General features: G+C 70.9%; 11 protein-coding genes and 2 pseudogenes. 8 read left to right on the forward strand and 5 right to left on the reverse strand.

Translation table 11 applies throughout. The features are described from left to right. Positions 1-140: 140 nt before the first annotated feature. Positions 141-1346: an ROK family transcriptional regulator gene (locus OG226_RS32335; RefSeq protein ID WP_329350880.1), complete on the reverse strand. Its 1206-nt coding sequence runs from the start codon at positions 1344-1346 to the stop codon at positions 141-143. Between the two features lie 441 nt (positions 1347-1787). Here OG226_RS32335 and OG226_RS32340 point away from each other — a divergent pair, with 441 nt between their 5' ends. After that, the gene (locus OG226_RS32340; RefSeq protein WP_329350881.1) at positions 1788-2369 is read left to right on the forward strand and encodes a biotin transporter BioY; all 582 of its coding nucleotides are present in this window, start codon (positions 1788-1790) and stop codon (positions 2367-2369) included. On the opposite strand, the gene OG226_RS32345 is transcribed toward OG226_RS32340, so the two are convergent. Further along, entirely contained in the window at positions 2353-3678 is a 1326-nt protein-coding gene (locus OG226_RS32345) for an FAD-binding oxidoreductase (protein WP_329350882.1), read from the reverse strand. The genes OG226_RS32340 and OG226_RS32345 overlap by 17 nt on opposite strands. Before the next feature lie 104 nt (positions 3679-3782). Continuing rightward, the gene (locus OG226_RS32350) at positions 3783-4523 is read right to left on the reverse strand and encodes an LPXTG cell wall anchor domain-containing protein (RefSeq protein ID WP_329350883.1); all 741 of its coding nucleotides are present in this window, start codon (positions 4521-4523) and stop codon (positions 3783-3785) included. 249 nt (positions 4524-4772) lie between these two features. On the opposite strand from OG226_RS32350, the gene OG226_RS32355 reads away from it, so the two are divergent. After that, entirely contained in the window at positions 4773-6701 is a 1929-nt protein-coding gene (locus tag OG226_RS32355) for a serine/threonine-protein kinase (RefSeq protein ID WP_443067014.1), read from the forward strand. A gap of 19 nt (positions 6702-6720) precedes the next feature. Here OG226_RS32355 and OG226_RS32360 read toward each other — a convergent pair whose 3' ends face one another. Further along, positions 6721-8163: an amino acid permease gene (locus OG226_RS32360; RefSeq protein WP_443066926.1), complete on the reverse strand. Its 1443-nt coding sequence runs from the start codon at positions 8161-8163 to the stop codon at positions 6721-6723. Between the two features lie 214 nt (positions 8164-8377). On the opposite strand from OG226_RS32360, the gene OG226_RS32365 reads away from it, so the two are divergent. Next, positions 8378-8863, forward strand: coding sequence for a ribose-5-phosphate isomerase (locus OG226_RS32365; protein WP_328683347.1), 486 nt, complete (start codon positions 8378-8380; stop codon positions 8861-8863). 69 nt (positions 8864-8932) lie between these two features. Further along, entirely contained in the window at positions 8933-9748 is an 816-nt protein-coding gene (locus OG226_RS32370) for an Fpg/Nei family DNA glycosylase (RefSeq protein WP_329350885.1), read from the forward strand. A gap of 18 nt (positions 9749-9766) precedes the next feature. Here OG226_RS32370 and OG226_RS32375 read toward each other — a convergent pair whose 3' ends face one another. After that, positions 9767-11029, reverse strand: coding sequence for a GNAT family N-acetyltransferase (locus tag OG226_RS32375; RefSeq protein WP_329350886.1), 1263 nt, complete (start codon positions 11027-11029; stop codon positions 9767-9769). 162 nt (positions 11030-11191) lie between these two features. Here OG226_RS32375 and OG226_RS32380 point away from each other — a divergent pair, with 162 nt between their 5' ends. From OG226_RS32380 to OG226_RS32405, 4 genes and pseudogenes are all read left to right on the forward strand, one after another. After that, on the forward strand, positions 11192-12370 hold the full coding sequence (locus tag OG226_RS32380) for a PP2C family protein-serine/threonine phosphatase (protein WP_328683350.1): 1179 nt from the start codon (positions 11192-11194) through the stop codon (positions 12368-12370). Between the two features lie 999 nt (positions 12371-13369). Continuing rightward, complete coding sequence (locus tag OG226_RS32390; RefSeq protein WP_328686493.1) at positions 13370-13891, forward strand: HD domain-containing protein; 522 nt, start codon at positions 13370-13372, stop codon at positions 13889-13891. Positions 13892-14137: 246 nt separating this feature from the next. Further along, a pseudogene (locus OG226_RS32400) lies at positions 14138-15025 on the forward strand (EsaB/YukD family protein); the annotation flags it as partial. A 3-nt stretch (positions 15026-15028) separates the two neighbouring features. Then, positions 15029-16217 (forward strand): annotated as a pseudogene (locus OG226_RS32405) (DUF6177 family protein); the annotation flags it as partial. Positions 16218-16227: the final 10 nt, after the last annotated feature.

Raw genomic sequence — 16227 nt, forward strand, 5'->3', positions numbered from 1 at the left:
GCCCGGGGCGCGTCAACGGGTCAGCAACAAGAAGTGCGACAACTCATCTGCAGGCTCATGACCAGGATGTTCCCGGTCATGCGAGCCCCCTGTCAACATTCCGAGTTTCTGAATTAAATACGCCCCGGTGAAAGACTCGGTCACACGCTCAAGGGATCCCGGTACAGCACGTCGAGCATCACCGAACCGCCCGCCACCGCCAGCACGGAATCCGGAAAGCTCGTCGGTACGACGGCCGACGCCCGCGCGTCCCCGACCTCCTCGCGCAGTGCGCGCAGGCAGTCCTCCCGCCGTATGACACCCAGCTCGGTGACGACCACCGTCTCGGGGTTGAGGATGTCGAGCAGCAGCCCGACCGCCCGCCCCACCATCCGCGCCCGCTGCGTCAACAGCCGTACGGCGACGGGGTCTCCGCGCTCGGCCGCGGTCACGACGTGGGTCGGGTTCACCCCGTCGACGATCCCCGCCTCCCGGGCCCGCCTGCACAACGTCCGTTCGCTCAGCTCGACCTGGAGGCAGCCGACACGTCCGCAGCCGCACGGCTCCGTGCCGCCGCGCAACGGCAGATGGGCGATCGCCCCGGCCTGCGAGCGCGGCCCGTGGTGCACCTCGTCGTTGGTCGCGAAGGCCGCGTCGACCACGTTGCCGACGAAGAGATGCAGCACGCTACGGCTGCCGCGGACCCGCCCGAAGAGCCGCTCGCCGTTCACCAACGCCCGTGCGTGGCCGTCCACATGGACCGGCAGCCCGGTGCGGGCGCCGAGCAGTTCGCGTACCGGCACGTCCCGCCAGCCCAGCAGCGGATGGTCGACGATGGTCCCGGAGTCCCGGTCGACCCAGCCGCCGGCGGCGACCCCGACACCCAGCGGGGTGGCCCCGGCCGCCTCCGTCAGCAGCGTGTCCAGCCCTTCGGCGGCCCGCGCCAGCACCCGGGCCGGATCGGCGAGGGAGCTGTCGTGCCCGATCCGCCGCTCGGCCACCACGCGCCCGCGCAGATCGAGCAGGGCGACCGTCGTGTAGGGCACCGCCACATGGACTCCGCCCACAACGAACCGTGACGCGTCCAGGTCGACGGGCACATGGGGCCGGCCCACACCCTTCGAGCGTTGAGGTGTGGCGGACTCCCGTATGAGCCCGAGTTCGGTGAAGCGGGCGCAGTAGTCGGTGACCGATGCCGGGGACAGTCCGGTCAGCCGGGAGATGGTGGAGCGGGCCACCGGGCCGTGTTCCAGCACCGAGCGCAGGATGACGCTCGCGTTGGTGCGCCGCCGGTCGCTGTCGGCGGCGCGCGGAACGGGGGAGTTGGGGGAGTGGAAGGCGAGAAGGGGTGCCGCGGTACGGGGCATGGGGATCTTCCTCGGGAACGGGTCCGACAGTGCGCCGTCTCGGATGGGAGGCGCACCGGATCCGCTCCGCCCGCCTCAGGGGCGGTAACAGGTCGCCGCGGCCTGGCGTCGCAGGTCGACGTAGCGACGCGACGCGAAGTTCCGGGCCTGGGCAACCATGCGGTCGAAGCTAGCAAAACGGCCCACGGCTGCCCAGACGGTGACCGGTGTGCGAGACGGCACGGCGGCCGGTGCGCGAGCTGGCGACGGTGCCGGTGTGCGAGACGGCACGAGGTCCGCGTGACCGGCGTCACGCCCGAGCGCGTGTAACGGGCATCCTTTGTCCGGAGCCCACCAAGTCCCCGTCGAACCCTTTGTCGAACGCTGACGGTGATCGGACCGAGGGCCCCGGGATAGCGTCACAAAGTCCCCCCGTACCCCCGTCAACCTGCGGAGTCCCCCTTGAGTACCGCCGTCGCCACCGCCCGCCCGGGCCAGGTCCTCGCCGACCTGCTGCCCGCCTCCCGCGTCCGGGACATCGCCCTCGTGCTCGGCGGCGCCGCGCTCACCGGCCTCGCCGCCCAGCTCGCCGTGCCCGTGCCGGGCTCCTCGGTCCCGGTCACCGGCCAGACCTTCGCCGCGCTGCTCGTCGGCACGTCCCTCGGCGCCCGCCGCGGCTTCCTCTCCCTCGCCCTGTACGCGCTGCTCGGCCTCGCCGGCGTGCCGTGGTTCGCCGAGGGCACCTCCGGCGGCGGCGCCTCCTTCGGCTACATCGTCGGCATGCTCCTCGCCTCCGCCGCCGTCGGCGCCCTGGCCCGCCGCGGCGCCGACCGCTCGGTGCTCCGCATGGCCGGCACGATGCTGCTCGGCGAGGCGATCATCTACGCGATCGGCGTCCCGTACCTGGCGCTGAGCCTCGACCTCTCGACGAGCGCCGCGCTCGCCGCCGGCCTCACCCCGTTCCTCATCGGCGACGCCCTGAAGGCGGCCCTCGCGATGGGTGCGACGCCGACCGCCTGGAAGTTCGTCAACAAGCAGAGCTGACAAGGCGGTTCCCGCGGAAGAGGTTCGCCGGGTCGTAGTGCGACTTGAGTTCGGCGAGCCTCTTCCGCGTCTCCGCGTCGTACAGCCCCGCGCTCCGATCACCGGCCCCGAACGCGAAGGTGACCGTCCGCCCGAGCGTCACGGGCGCGAGCAGCGCGAAGGCCGGGTCGAGCTGCGCACGGGCGGACGCCCGCTCCCCGACCGCCACCATCCGTACCAGGAACCGCCCTTCGCGATACGGCACCGAGTTCGGCGCGGGCCTCGCCAGCGCCCCGCCGAGATGATTGACCTGGACGACACACATCGAGGCCGCGTCCGGGCCGGCGAGCGACAGCACCTCGCCCACCAGCGCCACATCCAGCTCGCTCACCACCGCGCTGTCCCCGTAGTACGCGTGCGGTTCGGGCGGGTCACTGTGGATCGTGTGACTCTCGGCGTACGGCATCTCCCGCAACGAGTCCGCGAGCACCGGCCCGAACTCCCGCAGCGGCGCGACCAGTTGGTCCCCGTCGTCTGCGGTGCCCGTATAGGCGACGCGCACGGAGAGCACGTACCGCCCGCGCAGATGCGGCGGCAGCGCCGGGATGTCCGGATACGGTACGGCGGCGAAGGACGAGGTCAGCTCGTCCGGTACGGTCCGCGTCCACTCCTCGTACGCCCGCAGCAGGGCCGTGGGATCGACCTCCCGCCCGTCGAAGGCGAGCGAACCGCCGTAGAGCGTCCGCACGGGGACGAGGTCGATCTCCAACTCCGTGACGACACCGAAGGCATGACCGGCGCCGAGCAGTGCCCAGTACAGGTCGGGCTCCGACTCCCTTGTCACCCGCCGGAGTCGACCGCCGGCGGTGACGACGTCGAGGGAACGGACGTGATCGGCCGCGTACCCGAACTCCCGCGCCAGGATGCCCAGTCCACCGCTCAGCGTGTACGACACGGCACCCACGCTCGGCGCGGATCCGTTGAGCGGAGCGAGACCGTGGGGTTCGGCTGCGGCCACGACCTGCCCCCAGCGCACGCCCGCCTGGACCCGGACGGTACGTGCCTCGGGGTCGACCCGGACCCCGTCCATCCGCCTCGTCGTGATCAGCACCCCGCCCTCGGAGCCACCCGGCAGCCCGTGCCCGGTGGCGTGGACACCGACCGGCAGGTTCTCGACGGCCGCGTGCCGTACGGCGGCGATCACGTCGTCGGCCGAGCGAGCGCCGTGGATCACGGCGGGGCGCTGGGTGAACCCGGTCTGGAAACCGGCGAGTTCCTCCTCGTAGCCGGGGTCGGTGGGGCGGAGGGTGAGCGGCTGTGTGTGGTCCATGAGGTCATGCTCACCGCATTACCTGACATGTGCCGTCAGGCTTTCCGGTGCGGGTGAGAAGGGGGAGGGCCGAGTGCTCCCGCTACCCGGCCCTCCCCCCTGCCCTAGCTTTCCAACGGGCGCTGCCCCGGCCGCCGTTGGGACCAGTACAGGCCCGCCGCGCCCGCCGCGATCAGTGCCGCGCCGGCCGCGCCCAGGGGCAGGACGTCATCGCCGACGCCCGTCTTGGGCAGCGTGTCGCCGCCCGGTGCCACCGGTTTGTTGTCGGTGCCGAGCAGCAACGGGGTGGCCGGGGCGTTCGGCGACGGGTTCGTCGTACCGAACGGGACCGGGCCCTGCTGCCAGAAGGTCTTCTTGCCGTCGGCGGACATCACCGGCAGACAGATCTTCCCGGCCTTGCTCAGGTCGTACGTCGCGTCGACGGCGTACGACTTCGACTTGCCCGCGGCGAGCGCGCCGACGGAGCACTTGAATCCGCTGTTCGAACCGGGCGGCAGATCCTTTTCTCCGATCGCCGAACAGCCCTGCACATTGGTGACCTTGAGGCCGTCGAAACCGACGACCAGGAGATGGAGATCGCCGCTCTCCTTGGTCCCCTCATTCTTCACCGTGGCGGTGATCGCCGTCTTTTTCGAACTGTTGTCGACCGAGATCTTCTCCGGCAGGAGCGTGGTCAGTTCCACTCCCGCCGGAGCCGCGTCCATCGCCTTTCCGCCCTTGCCGCTCCCCGGTCCCTGGTCATCCGCCGAGGCGGTGAAGGAAAGGATCATCACCGCCGAGAAAGATGCCGTGAGCAGCGATCCCGTGACGGCCGTGGCAATGGCCGTCGCACGACGAGAACTCATGTTCGTCCCCCTTGTGTTCCCCTGATATCCCCCTGCGACCGTGCCTGAATTCGCAGTACTTGAAGAGGTACCACAAGATTTCTCCGCACTATGCTGGTACGGCATGAAGTGTGACCATTGTGGGGGTGCGGCGGATTGCCGAGGAATATGGGAAATTCGGGGAACATGGGGAGCGGCGGTACTCCGGGACTATTGGTGACCGGACGCTATCGGCTGGTCGAGAGTATCGGTCAGGGGGGAATGGGGCGGGTGTGGCGAGCCGCCGACGAAATGCTCGACCGGCAGGTCGCGGTCAAGGAAATGCGCATCGACGGCCTCGACGCGGAGGACACCCGCACCCGCCGCGAGCGCACCCTGCGCGAGGCCAGGGCGACGGCCCGCATCGACCACCCGAACGTGGTGCGCGTCTACGACGTCGTCGACGAGGGCGAACGCCTGTGGATCGTCATGGAGTTGGTCGCCGGGCGCTCCCTGGAACGCATCCTGACGGACGACGGCGCGCTCGGCCCGCGCGAGGTCGCCCGCATCGGACTGGGCCTGGTGGCCGCCCTGCGCCAGGTGCACGCGGGAGGCGTCCTGCACCGCGACATCAAACCCGGCAACGTGCTCGTCGAGAGCCGCGGTCGACGCGTCGTGCTCACCGACTTCGGCATCGCCGCGATCCAGGACGCCACGGCGCTGACCGTGGTCGGCATGCTGGTGGGCTCGCCCGACTACATGGCACCCGAGCGGATCTCCGGCCATCCCCAGGGACCGCCCTCGGACATCTGGTCCCTCGGCGCGACCCTCTGCGCGGCGCTCGGCGGCCGTTCACCGTTCTCCCGCGACACGACACTGGCCACTTTGCACGCGGTTCTGTACGAGGAGCCCGAACTCCCGTCGGCCGCCGGCCCGTTGCGCGACATCCTCGCGGAGCTGCTGCGGAAGCAGCCTGAGGCCCGGCCGGGGGTGGGGGAGCTGGAGCGGGCGTTGGTGCGGGTGGCGTCTCCGTCGGAGGTCGAGGAACCCGGTTCGGTGGAAGGGGAGTCGACGGAGGAGCCAGGTGCCTATCAGGAGTCACCCACCCCGGCCTTCCTGGCACCGTCACTCGTCCGCGCGGCACGCGATCCCCGGATCTACGACCCAGACTTTGACCGTCACCCCGTCGAGGACGCGATACCGACGCAGCGTCCCGCCGTAGAGGAACCGGCTTCCGCTGTCGAAGCCGCCTCCGAGCTGAGCTCCGAGGCCTCGTCCAACAACTCCCGGCGAGCTGCGCCACGCAGGACGGGCGTCTCCCTTGTCCGCGCCGAACAAGCCGAGCCCGCCGAACAAGCCGGGCGCAGCGAGGACGCTCAACTCGCCGAACGAGCCGCCGCGTTGACCGAGCGGAAGCCCGTGCCCCTCCCGGCCCACCCGCCGGCCCCGCGTCCGGCACCACCACACCCCGGCCTTGGCCCCGACCCCGTTCCCGGCAACCACCCGGCCCGCTCGCCCCGCCCGGCTCCCCAGCGACTCGACCTGGGTCCCCACCCCGCCCGGCTGCCCCGTTCCGAGGCCTCGTCGCGCAGCCGCCGCCGTATCGGACTGACCGCCGCTGCCGCAGTGGTGGCCGCAGGTGCGGTCCTCGGGACGATCCTCGCGAACTCCAGCGGCCCGTCCGGTACTTCGTCTACTTCATCTACTTCGTCTACGCCGGCGACGTCGACCGAACCGTCCACATCCAGGGCCACCTCCCCGTCCCCCACGGTCGAGGGCACCTCCCGCCCTCCGACCCTGCCCCCGGGCACGCACCGCGAGGCGGGCGGGTTCGCGTGGGCGACGCCCAAAGGGTGGCGGCGGGATCTGAAGACGGGGGCCGAGGTGCACTACACATCCCCTGACGGCACCCAGGAGCTCGTCGGCAAGTCGTCGCTCGCGCGCGGTGACCTGATGGAGACCTGGGAGGCCTCGGAGCGGAGCGCCCATCAGGGGAAGAGCTACCGGAAGATCCGCCTCGACAGGACGACGTTCCGCGGTTATCCGGCGGTGAGTTGGGAGTACACGTTCACGCTCAAGGGCGTCCCGTGGCACGCCCGGCTGCTCGGTTTCGACGAGGACGGGAAGTCGTACCAGATCAACACCTGGTACCAGCCGGGCGTGGAGACCCAGGCCCTGAAGACCTACGACAAGGTCAAGAACAGCTTCGTCGTGTTGTGAACGGCTTCGGCGAACTCCCTCAACCCACAGACACCTTGTCCGCGTCGGTATCCGTCTCGGCGGTCGCGACCGCCTCTCCGCCCCGCACCCGCTCCTTGATCACCGACACCGCCACGACCGCCAACGCGACCAGCAGGGACAGCAGAACGGTCGTACGGCCGCTGCTCTCGCCCTCCGTGTCGGTGAGCATGTAGCCGAGGACGAAGACGATCAGGGCGATCGTCGCCCAGGTCAGATACGGGTACAGCCACATCCGCACGACGAGCTTCTCCGGCGACTCGCGCTCGATGATCCGGCGCATGCGCAGCTGGGACGCGCAGATGACCAGCCACACGAACAGGGCCACCGCGCCTGAGGAGTTGACCAGGAAGAGGAAGACGGTGTCGGGGAAGGCGTAGTTGAAGAACACGGCGACGAACCCGAAGACGACGGAGGCGATGATCGCCGCCATCGGCACACCGCGGGACGTGGTCCGGGCGAACGCCTTCGGCGCGTCACCGCGGCCGCCGAGCGAGAAGGCCATGCGGGAGGCCGTGTAGAGACCGGAGTTGAGGCAGGACAGCACCGAGGTCAGCACGATGAAGTTCATGATCTGGCCGGCGTGCGCGATACCGAGGGAGTCGAGGGCGGCGACGTAGGAGCCCTGCGCCTTGATCGACGGGTCGTTCCACGGGAGCAGGCAGATGACGATGAAGATCGAGCCGAGGTAGAAGACGCCGATGCGCCAGATGATGCTGTTGGTCGACTTGGTGACCGCGCGCTGCGGGTCCTCGGACTCACCGGCGGCCAGCGTGGCGATCTCGCTGCCCATGAAGGAGAAGACGACCAGGAGCACGCCGGTCAGGATCGCGCCGGGCCCGTTCGGCAGGAAGCCGCCGTGGTCGGTGAGATTGCCGAGGCCCGCCTTGTCGGTGTGGGCGCCGGGCAGCACGCCGAAGATCGCCAGCGCGCCGACGACGATGAACGCGCCGATCGCCACGACCTTGATCCCGGCGAACCAGAACTCGAACTCGCCGTAGGAACCGACCGACACGAGGTTCGTGGCGGTCAGTACCACCATCACGATGAGCGCCCAGCCCCACTGCGGTACGGCCGGTATCCACCCTTCGAGGATCTTGGCGCCGGCGGTCGCCTCGACGGCGAGCACGACGACCCAGAAGAACCAGTACAGCCAGCCGATGGAGAAACCGGCCCAGCGGCCGAGCGCGCGGTCGGCGTGCGCCGAGAACGAGCCGGAGGTGGGGTTCGCGGCCGACATCTCGCCGAGCATGCGCATCACCAGCACCACGAGCGTGCCGACGAGCGCGTAGGAGAGCAGGATGCCGGGGCCCGCGGTCGCGATGCCCGAGCTGGAGCCGACGAACAGGCCGGCGCCGATGACACCGCCGATCGCGATCATCGAGAGATGTCGGTTCTTGAGTCCTGCCTGGAGGCCGGAACCATCAGTCATGGGGGCAGTCATGGGGGGAATTCCTTTACGCCGGTTGGGATGCCGGTGGGGGTGCTCGTACGAGCGGCGTACAAGTCGGTCCAGTGAATCGGAGGCCAAGGAATTCCTGAACCTTTGAATCCAGATCGTTACTTGAGGTTTCCTTGAGGTTGCGAGGTGTTGCCTGTATTTAACGAGGTCGGGCCCCGGAGCTGCTTCCCGGAAACAGCCGTGTCACACTCGACGCATGCGCGTGTATCTCGGCTCCGACCATGCGGGCTTCGAACTCAAGAACCACCTCGTCGAGTGGCTCAAGGAGGCGGGCCACGAGCCCGTCGACTGCGGGCCGCACATCTTCGACGCCCAGGACGACTACCCGCCCTTCTGCCTCCGCGCCGCCGAGCGCACCGCCGCCGACCCCGAGGCCCTCGGCATCGTCATCGGCGGCTCCGGCAACGGCGAGCAGATCGCGGCGAACAAGGTCAAGGGCGTGCGGGCGGCCCTCGCCTGGAGCGAGGAGACGGCGTCGCTCGGCCGTCAGCACAACAACGCGAACGTCGTGGCTGTCGGCGCGCGGATGCACACGGAGGAGGAGGCGACGAAGTTCGTCGAGACCTTCGTCGGTACGCCGTTCTCCGAGGACCCGCGGCACATGCGGCGGATCGACATGCTGACGAAGTACGAGGCGACGGGGGAGCTGCCGGAGATTCCGGCGCACCATCCGCAGCAGTAGGCACGCTTTTCAAGGCCCACCCGTCAACTGACCGAGACGGGTGGGCAGGTGGGAAAGGGAGTCCGTCAGGTGCCAGAGGGGCACACGATCCACCGGCTCGCACTGGACTACGGCGGTCACTTCACCGGCCGAGCCGTACAAGTCACCAGTCCCCAGGGCAAGTTCAGCGACGCCGCAGCACTATTGACCGGTACGGAACTCACCCGCACGGAAGCCCACGGCAAGCACCTGTTCCTGGGTTTCCGGGACGAGGAGTGGATCCACATCCACCTCGGCCTGTTCGGCAAGGTGAGCTTCGGCGGAACCCCCGCACCCCCGCCCACGGACACCGTCCGCCTGCGCCTCGCGAACGACACGTCGTACGTCGATCTCCGCGGCCCCACCACCTGCGCCCTGATCACGGACACCGAGAAGCGGGCGATACACGACCGCCTCGGCCCCGACCCCCTGCGCCCGCCCGAGGACACCGACCCGAGCTCGGCGTACCGGCGCGTCTCCCGCAGCCGTACGACGATCGCGGCCCTGCTGATGGACCAGAAGGTCATCGCGGGCGTCGGCAACGTCTACCGCGCCGAGGTCCTCTTCCGGCACGGCATCGACCCGTACCGCGCGGGCAAGGACCTCACGCCCGCCGAGTGGGACGCGATCTGGACCGACCTCGTCGCGCTGATGCGCGAGGGCGTCCGCACCAACCGCATCGACACCGTCCGCCCCGAACACACCCCCGAGGCGATGGGCCGCCCGCCGCGCGTCGACGACCACGGCGGCGAGGTCTACGTCTACCGCAGGGCGAACCGCCCCTGCCACATCTGTGGCGGCGAGATCCGCACCGCCGACCTCGCCGCCCGCAACCTGTTCTGGTGCCCCGACTGCCAGCAGTCGTAGGGGCGTCCAGTAGTACGGCTAGAACCCGTGCGGCAGCCAGGGCGCGACCGTCGACCCGAACGCCAAGGACGCCTCGGCCAGCGCCCCGGCCCGCAGCTCCCGCACCCGCCCGGCCCCCGCGAGGGACGCGAGGGACACCCCGCCGAGATACGCGGACCCCAACTCCCTTACGGACAGCGCGAGATCGGCCGGTTCCTCGGTGCGCTTGCAGGAAGCGGCGCCCTTCGCGTCGCCGGTGAGCCGCCAACGCCCCTCGTTCCAGGGGCAGAAGGCGTCCGCGACCTCGAACACGACGTCCACGGGCGCCTGGTAGGTGCGCGCCTCCAGCGCGGCCCCCAGCTCCACCAGCCGTACGTGCAACGAGTCCCGCTGCCGGATCGAGCACCGCCGGATGTCGGAGACGAGATGCTGCCAGGCGTCGTCGACGGGCCGGCTGTGGATCGCCACCTTCCCCGTCAGGTCGATCTCGCAGAGGAACCGCCACAGCGTCGCGTACGACGCCGGGTCCAGCGCCGCCATGTCCCGCAGCCGTACGGTCCCCTTGGGGCCCTGGATGTCCCACTCGGGCTTGACGAAGTACCGCGTGTAGCCGACGACTTCACCGTCCCGCTCCGCGACCACGCACCGCAGCGGCGAGGCCCCCTCGCGCTCGCTCTCCGGGTCCAGCAGCGGCAGCTCCTCCCACCCGGGCCGCCGCGCCAACATCCCCGGCCGCCCGGCCACCAGCCGCGCGTACACCGCCTCGCACTGGTCCCGTACGGCGGCGGGCTCGGCGTAGCGCAGGCGTACGTCGTCCGTGCCCGGCGGCACCGAGAGCCGGACGCGGTCGGTGTCGATCTCGGCGGTCGTGGTCATCGTCGCGATGCCGTACCCGAAGCGGCCGTAGATCTCCGGCTCGGAGGCCGTCAGGACGGCCAGCGGTTCGCCCCAGGACCGTACGTCGTCCAGCTGCCGGCGCATCATCGACCTCAGGATGCCCCGCCGCCGGTGCGTGGCGGCGACACTGACCATCGTGACGCCGGCCGCGGGCACGGAGGCGCCGCCGGGCACGGTGAGCCGGAAGCTGAAGGCGCCCGCCGTCCCCACGCACGTGTCCCCGTCCCAGACGCCGAGGGAGCGGTCGAACTCGGTGAGCCGCTGCCACAGCTCACGTTCCTCGGGCGACTCCGGGATGCCGCCGAAGGCGTTGACAAGGTTGTCGTACCAGGTGTTCCACTCGTCCTGGCGCAGTACCCGCAGCTCGGTCGGCCCGGCCGGTGTGTTTCTCGCAACTGTCCCCATGGACCATGCCTACCAGCGCATTGCGGGACGAGCCAGGGAATTTCCGCCGGGCGCCTCCACGAGGGCCTCCGGTGAAGTTCACTGTGAAGTTGAACCTCGCAGGGGGGACAAGTGGGACCTCCCGTGCCAAGCGGCTGGTCGGATGGATAGGGTCCCGAACTAATGGCAGCAGGACGAGAGCGGCGCGCGGAGGCCGACACGTTCACGGCCCGGTTGAAGAAGCTGGTTCACCGGGTCCGCACCGGCCTGCGCAGAAGTGCCGTGGACTACTTCCGCGGGGACGGTTCGGACTGGGTCGCGCTGGCCGGGCTGCTGATCACGATCCCGGTGATCGTGGCCATGACCCTCGCCAACGCGGTGTGGTTCTCGGCCGCCGCGCTGGTCCTTCCGATCGTCGCGGGCGGCCTGCTGCTGCGCCCCGCGAGCCTGCTCGGCCTGTACGCGGCGGCGGCCACCGGTCTGATCGTGGAGTCGGTGAAGCTCGGCCCGTACACCGAGGGCCCGGCGCGGGTGACCCCGGGCGTGGTGCTCGTGGTGGCCGCGTGCGGTTTCTTCGGGCTGCTGATCGCGCAGTTCCGCAGCCGGGTGGGCGTGCCCTGGCGGCGCGGCGGCACCATGCTCTTCGACCTGCGCGAGCGGATCCGGGTGCAGAGCAAGCTGCCCCAACTCCCGCAGGGCTGGCACCGGGAGATGGCGCTGCGGCCGGCGGGCGGCCAGTCGTTCTCCGGGGACTTCGTGGTCGCGGCCCGCACGAACGGTGGTCGGACCATGGAGGTGGTCCTCACGGACGTCTCCGGCAAGGGCATGGACGCGGGCTCCCGCGCCCTGCTCCTCTCCGGCGCCTTCGGCGGCCTGCTCGGCTCCCTGCCCCCGCACGCGTTCCTGCCCGCCGCCAACGGCTATCTCCTCCGCCAGGACTGGGACGAGGGCTTCGCGACCTCGATCCACCTCGTCCTGGACCTCGACTCCGGCGACTACGAACTCTTCTCCGCCGGCCACCCGCCGGGCCTCCAGCTCAGCGCGGGCAGCGGTCGCTGGGAGGAGAAGGCGGCGGAAGGGCCGTTGTTGGGTGTGTACGACGGCGCGCAGTTCGACCCTGTGAAGGGATCGCTGCGGCCCGGGGACGTGTTGATGCTGTTCACGGACGGCCTGGTGGAGACCTCCGAACGCGACATCGTCGAGGGCATAGACCGCCTCACCGGCGAGGCCGACCGCTATGTCGCCGGCGGCTTCCACGGCGCGGCCTGGCACCTGATCGAGGCGGTCGCGAAGGACGTCAACGACGACCGGGCTCTGCTGCTGGTGTGCCGGGAGGGGCCGACGGCGCAGGCGGCGCGCTGACGTCACCGGCGGGCGAGGCGGTTCCTCCCCGAACTCGGGTGAGGAAAGTTCGACATCGGTGCGCAGGCGCAGGCGCAGGCGCTGTCGACGTTGATGCGTGACTCGCGCGGATCGAGCCAGGATCTGGGGACGCTGGTCGGGTTCGGCGGCTGGGACGCCATGGGGCAGGCGTGGAAGGGCCTGGCGCAGTTGGCGACCGGGTTGACGCTGTCGATGATGCCGGGTGCCCAGCTCGCTTTCTGGGCGTCGCCGGACAAGGCCCTGCCGTCGTGGTTCCGTGAGTCGCGCAACACGATGAAGCAGACGGGGAAGGCGCTGCCGGCGTGGGACGAGTGGGGCAGGAATCCCGCACGTGCGGCGGGTGCGGTCACCTTCAACGTCCGCACCACCGTCTTCACCGGTGGCGAGGGGGCGGCCGTGGCCGGCGCGGGCAAGGCGGGCGCGGTGGCCAAGGCGGTCTCCCTGGCCGGTAAGGCCGGCAAGATCATCGACCCGATGACGTACGTCATGAAGGGCGCCGGCGCCGGCCTGACCAAGGTCGGCGACATCGCCAAGAACCTGAAGGGCATCGGCAAGATCGACATCCCGACCCTTCCCGACGGCTCCGTACACCTTCCCGACGGCCGGGTTCTGGAGCCGAACGGAAACCTCCTCGACCACGCCGGCAACGTCGAGACGACCCCGATCCCGAAGGGAGCGGCCCCCGGGCTCCCGTCCCACTGGACCCTCCCCGCCTCGGAGCCGGCGTCCGTGGGCGTCTCCCACGCGGCGGACAACGGCGTACACCGGGCCCTCCCGCACACGACGGACAGCGTTCCCGGCGGGATGCCGTCGGCTGCCAACGACGGTGTCCACGGCGGGATTCCCCACTCCGTGAGCAACGCGGTTCTGCGGAGGTTTCGGCGCCGTTCCCGGCAACTCGGTGGCCTTGGGTACGCCGCCCGCCCGTCCGTGTTCTATGTTGCACGGGCGAAGTCACGGGGACGAGGGGGATGCTGGATGCCGTACGACGCACCGTCCGACGGGTCGTCCGCACAGGTCATGACGCTCGCCGAGGTCGAGTCCATCGCCCGTGCCGCGCACGCCGCCCAGCGGGACAAGGCCGGTCGGCCCTACGTCGAGCACCTGGAGGCCGTCGCCGAAGGCGTACGTGCCCGTGGTGGTGGTTGCGAACTCATCGCCGCAGCCTGGCTGCACGACGCGGTCGAGGACGGTGTGCTGAGTGAGGAGTGGCTGGCGGCGGCAGCGCTCACCCAGCGCACCAAGGACGTCGTGCAGGCCCTGAGCAAGCGGCCGGGCGAGGACCCGCGGGTGTACGCGGAGCGGATCCTGGCCACCGAGGGCGCACGGCTGGTCAAGGAGGCCGACCTCGCGCACAACGCCGACCCGCGCCGGCTGGCCGCACTCGACGAGCCCACCGCACGGCGTCTGACGCGGAAGTACGCCGCCATGCGGCAGTACCTCGGCCTCACCGCCGAGACCCCTGGCATCCCCGAAAACCCCACGACCTCCGACGACTGACGACCGCACAGAGAACACAGGCACAGGACCAACTCGATGGCACGGGACTACGACAGCCAACTGCTGGAGTCGGTGGCGGTGCGCCGGATGCGTCGGATGGTCCTTCCTGCAGGCCACCCTGGCCAAGCAGAAGCAGAAGCAGAAGCAGAAGCAGCAACAGCGGCAGCGGCAGCAGTACGGCGGCCCCTCCGCGCAGCCGTCCTCGGCATCCTCGGCCACAACTTCGCGATGAATGGGTTCCGGTAGGTGGTGAGCACAGCAACGACGTCCCGGACACAACTGAGCCGGGTCACGCTGGTCGGTGAGCGCCGGCGCGTCGACATCGCTCTGCCGTCGGACACCCCGATCGGGCAACTGCTGCCCGACATCCTGCAGTTGCTCGACGACCGGGCCGGCGCGCGGCCCATGACCCGGGCAGCTGATCACCTCCGACGGCTCGGTGCTGCCGCACGAGGCCACACTGTCGTCGTCCGAGGTGCCCGACGGCGCCGTGCTCCAGCTGGTGCGCGCCCATGCCGCGCCGCCCGCACCCGTCGTGCACGACGTCACCGACCAGGTCGCCGACGACCTCGATCTGCGGGCCTGGCGTTGGCGGCCCGCCGCACGCCGGGCCAGTTCCGGGGTGGCCACGGTCGTGTTCGCCGTGGCCGCGGCCCTGCTGGCCCGGCGCGAGTTCCCGCTTGAGTCCGTCACCATCGCGCTCGCGGCCGTCACGGTCGTGTTCCTGGTCGCCGGCGCGCTCGTCTCGAAGTTCGGCGACGGCAACCGCGGGCTCGCCACGGCACCGCTGCTCGCCTCCGGGGGGCTCGGACTGCTCGCCGCCTGGACCGCCGCCGACACCTACAGCTGGTCCGGCCCGGTCCGGCCGGCCGGAGTCGTCGCGGCGCTGGTGCTCACCCTTGTGCTGCTCGCCCACTTCTCCCCGCTCGGCCGTGGCGCGCTCCTCGGGGCCGGCGCCACCGCCTTCATCACCCTGGTGTGGGAGGCGGTCGCCGCCGTGCAGGACCGGCCGGACCGGCCGGACCGGCTCGGTGCGGTGATGGCCGTGTTCTCCGTCGTGCTGCTCGGCTCGGCGTGCTGCCGCGGCTGGCGCTGATGGCCTCGGCGCTGACGGGACTCGACGACCGGCGCTCCGCGTGGACCGAGGCTCGTGCCACCACCGGCGTCAAGGAGGCCGAGGAACTCGCCGGTACCTTCGCGGCCCGCGTCGCCACCCTGGCCGGCGGCACCGCCTGGCCGCCGCAGGCGGCCCGGTCCCTGGCGGTGGTCGACAACCGACGGGGTGCGCGCGGTGCCGGTTCCGGCCGCGGCGCAGCCCGCCGTGGACGTGCTCACCGACAGGTCGCCGTGGTGATCCAGGACCGCCCGGTGGTCGCGATGACCGCCTGGCTCTCGGACGCCTTCCGGGCCGTCGCCAACGCCGGACCGGGCCTGCAGATCGCCACCCCCGCCGGCACGCGCCTGTCCCCGGCGGTCCGCGGCAACCTGTCGGGCTGGCCCTCGCGCTGGGTGGTGCAGGACGGGAAGGACGGCTACTACGACGGACTGTCCGGAGCCGTACTGCGCTGGGACAACGGCCTGTTCGTGACGGCAGGGTCCCCGGACGCGACGCCGGAGGACCCCCGTACCTCCGTGGCCGAGTCGTTCACCCCCCGAGGTCGCCGACGACGGCGAACGCCGACTGGCCGTGTCCTTCCGGGCCGTGCACCCGGCGGACGAGCGGCTCGTGCTCGGCGGCGCGCTGGAAGCCGTATGGCGTGAGCTCACCGGTGAGCCGCCGGCCGGCTGGGGTACCGAGGAGCCCGCCAACCTGCCCTGGTCGCCAGGCCAGTTGACGGACCTGGCCCACGAGCGGGCGCCCGAGCCGACCTGGCTGGTGGTCGTCGGCGGTCCGGAGCGCCCGGACCTCGCGACGGTGCGGATCAGCCGTACCGAGGGCGGTGTGGAGGAGGACGTCACGCTGGCGTTCGGTTACGGCCCGGGTGAACGGGTGCCGACGGATGCCGAGGTGACCCGGGCGGCGGAGGTCCTCGCCACCCGGCACGATCTGCAGTCGATGTTGGTCCAGGTCCGCCGGGCCCGCCGCGGCCTGTCCGTACCGCCGCGCTTCGAGGGGCCCGGCGTCCCGTACGCCTTCGTCCTCGGTGCCGAGGAGGTGCGTGAGCTGCCCGGCGACCGGGCCGGGCGCACCCCGCTGCCCCTGCCGCCACGCGAGTTGGGCCCGAAGAGACGCCCGGCGTTGTACTACCCCTTCCGGGGCGACCCCTCGGACCTCGCGGGATGGGCGGACTCCGAGCGACTGATGAGGCATCTCAAGGGCGCCTGAGACATCCCGG

It is taken from the genome of Streptomyces sp. NBC_01261 (assembly GCF_036226385.1).
Taxonomy (GTDB): domain Bacteria; phylum Actinomycetota; class Actinomycetes; order Streptomycetales; family Streptomycetaceae; genus Streptomyces.

Bases quoted from the DNA above. Each gene is read 5' to 3' on its own strand.
- OG226_RS32350 (WP_329350883.1), bottom strand. From the start codon at position 4,523: ATGAGTTCTCGTCGTGCGACGGCCATTGCCACGGCCGTCACGGGATCG.
- OG226_RS32360 (WP_443066926.1), bottom strand. From the start codon at position 8,163: ATGACTGCCCCCATGACTGATGGTTCCGGCCTCCAGGCAGGACTCAAG.
- OG226_RS32380 (WP_328683350.1), top strand. From the start codon at position 11,192: ATGGCAGCAGGACGAGAGCGGCGCGCGGAGGCCGACACGTTCACGGCC.
- OG226_RS32365 (WP_328683347.1), top strand. From the start codon at position 8,378: ATGCGCGTGTATCTCGGCTCCGACCATGCGGGCTTCGAACTCAAGAAC.
- OG226_RS32345 (WP_329350882.1), bottom strand. From the start codon at position 3,678: ATGGACCACACACAGCCGCTCACCCTCCGCCCCACCGACCCCGGCTAC.
- OG226_RS32335 (WP_329350880.1), bottom strand. From the start codon at position 1,346: ATGCCCCGTACCGCGGCACCCCTTCTCGCCTTCCACTCCCCCAACTCC.
- OG226_RS32390 (WP_328686493.1), top strand. From the start codon at position 13,370: ATGCCGTACGACGCACCGTCCGACGGGTCGTCCGCACAGGTCATGACG.
- OG226_RS32375 (WP_329350886.1), bottom strand. From the start codon at position 11,029: ATGGGGACAGTTGCGAGAAACACACCGGCCGGGCCGACCGAGCTGCGG.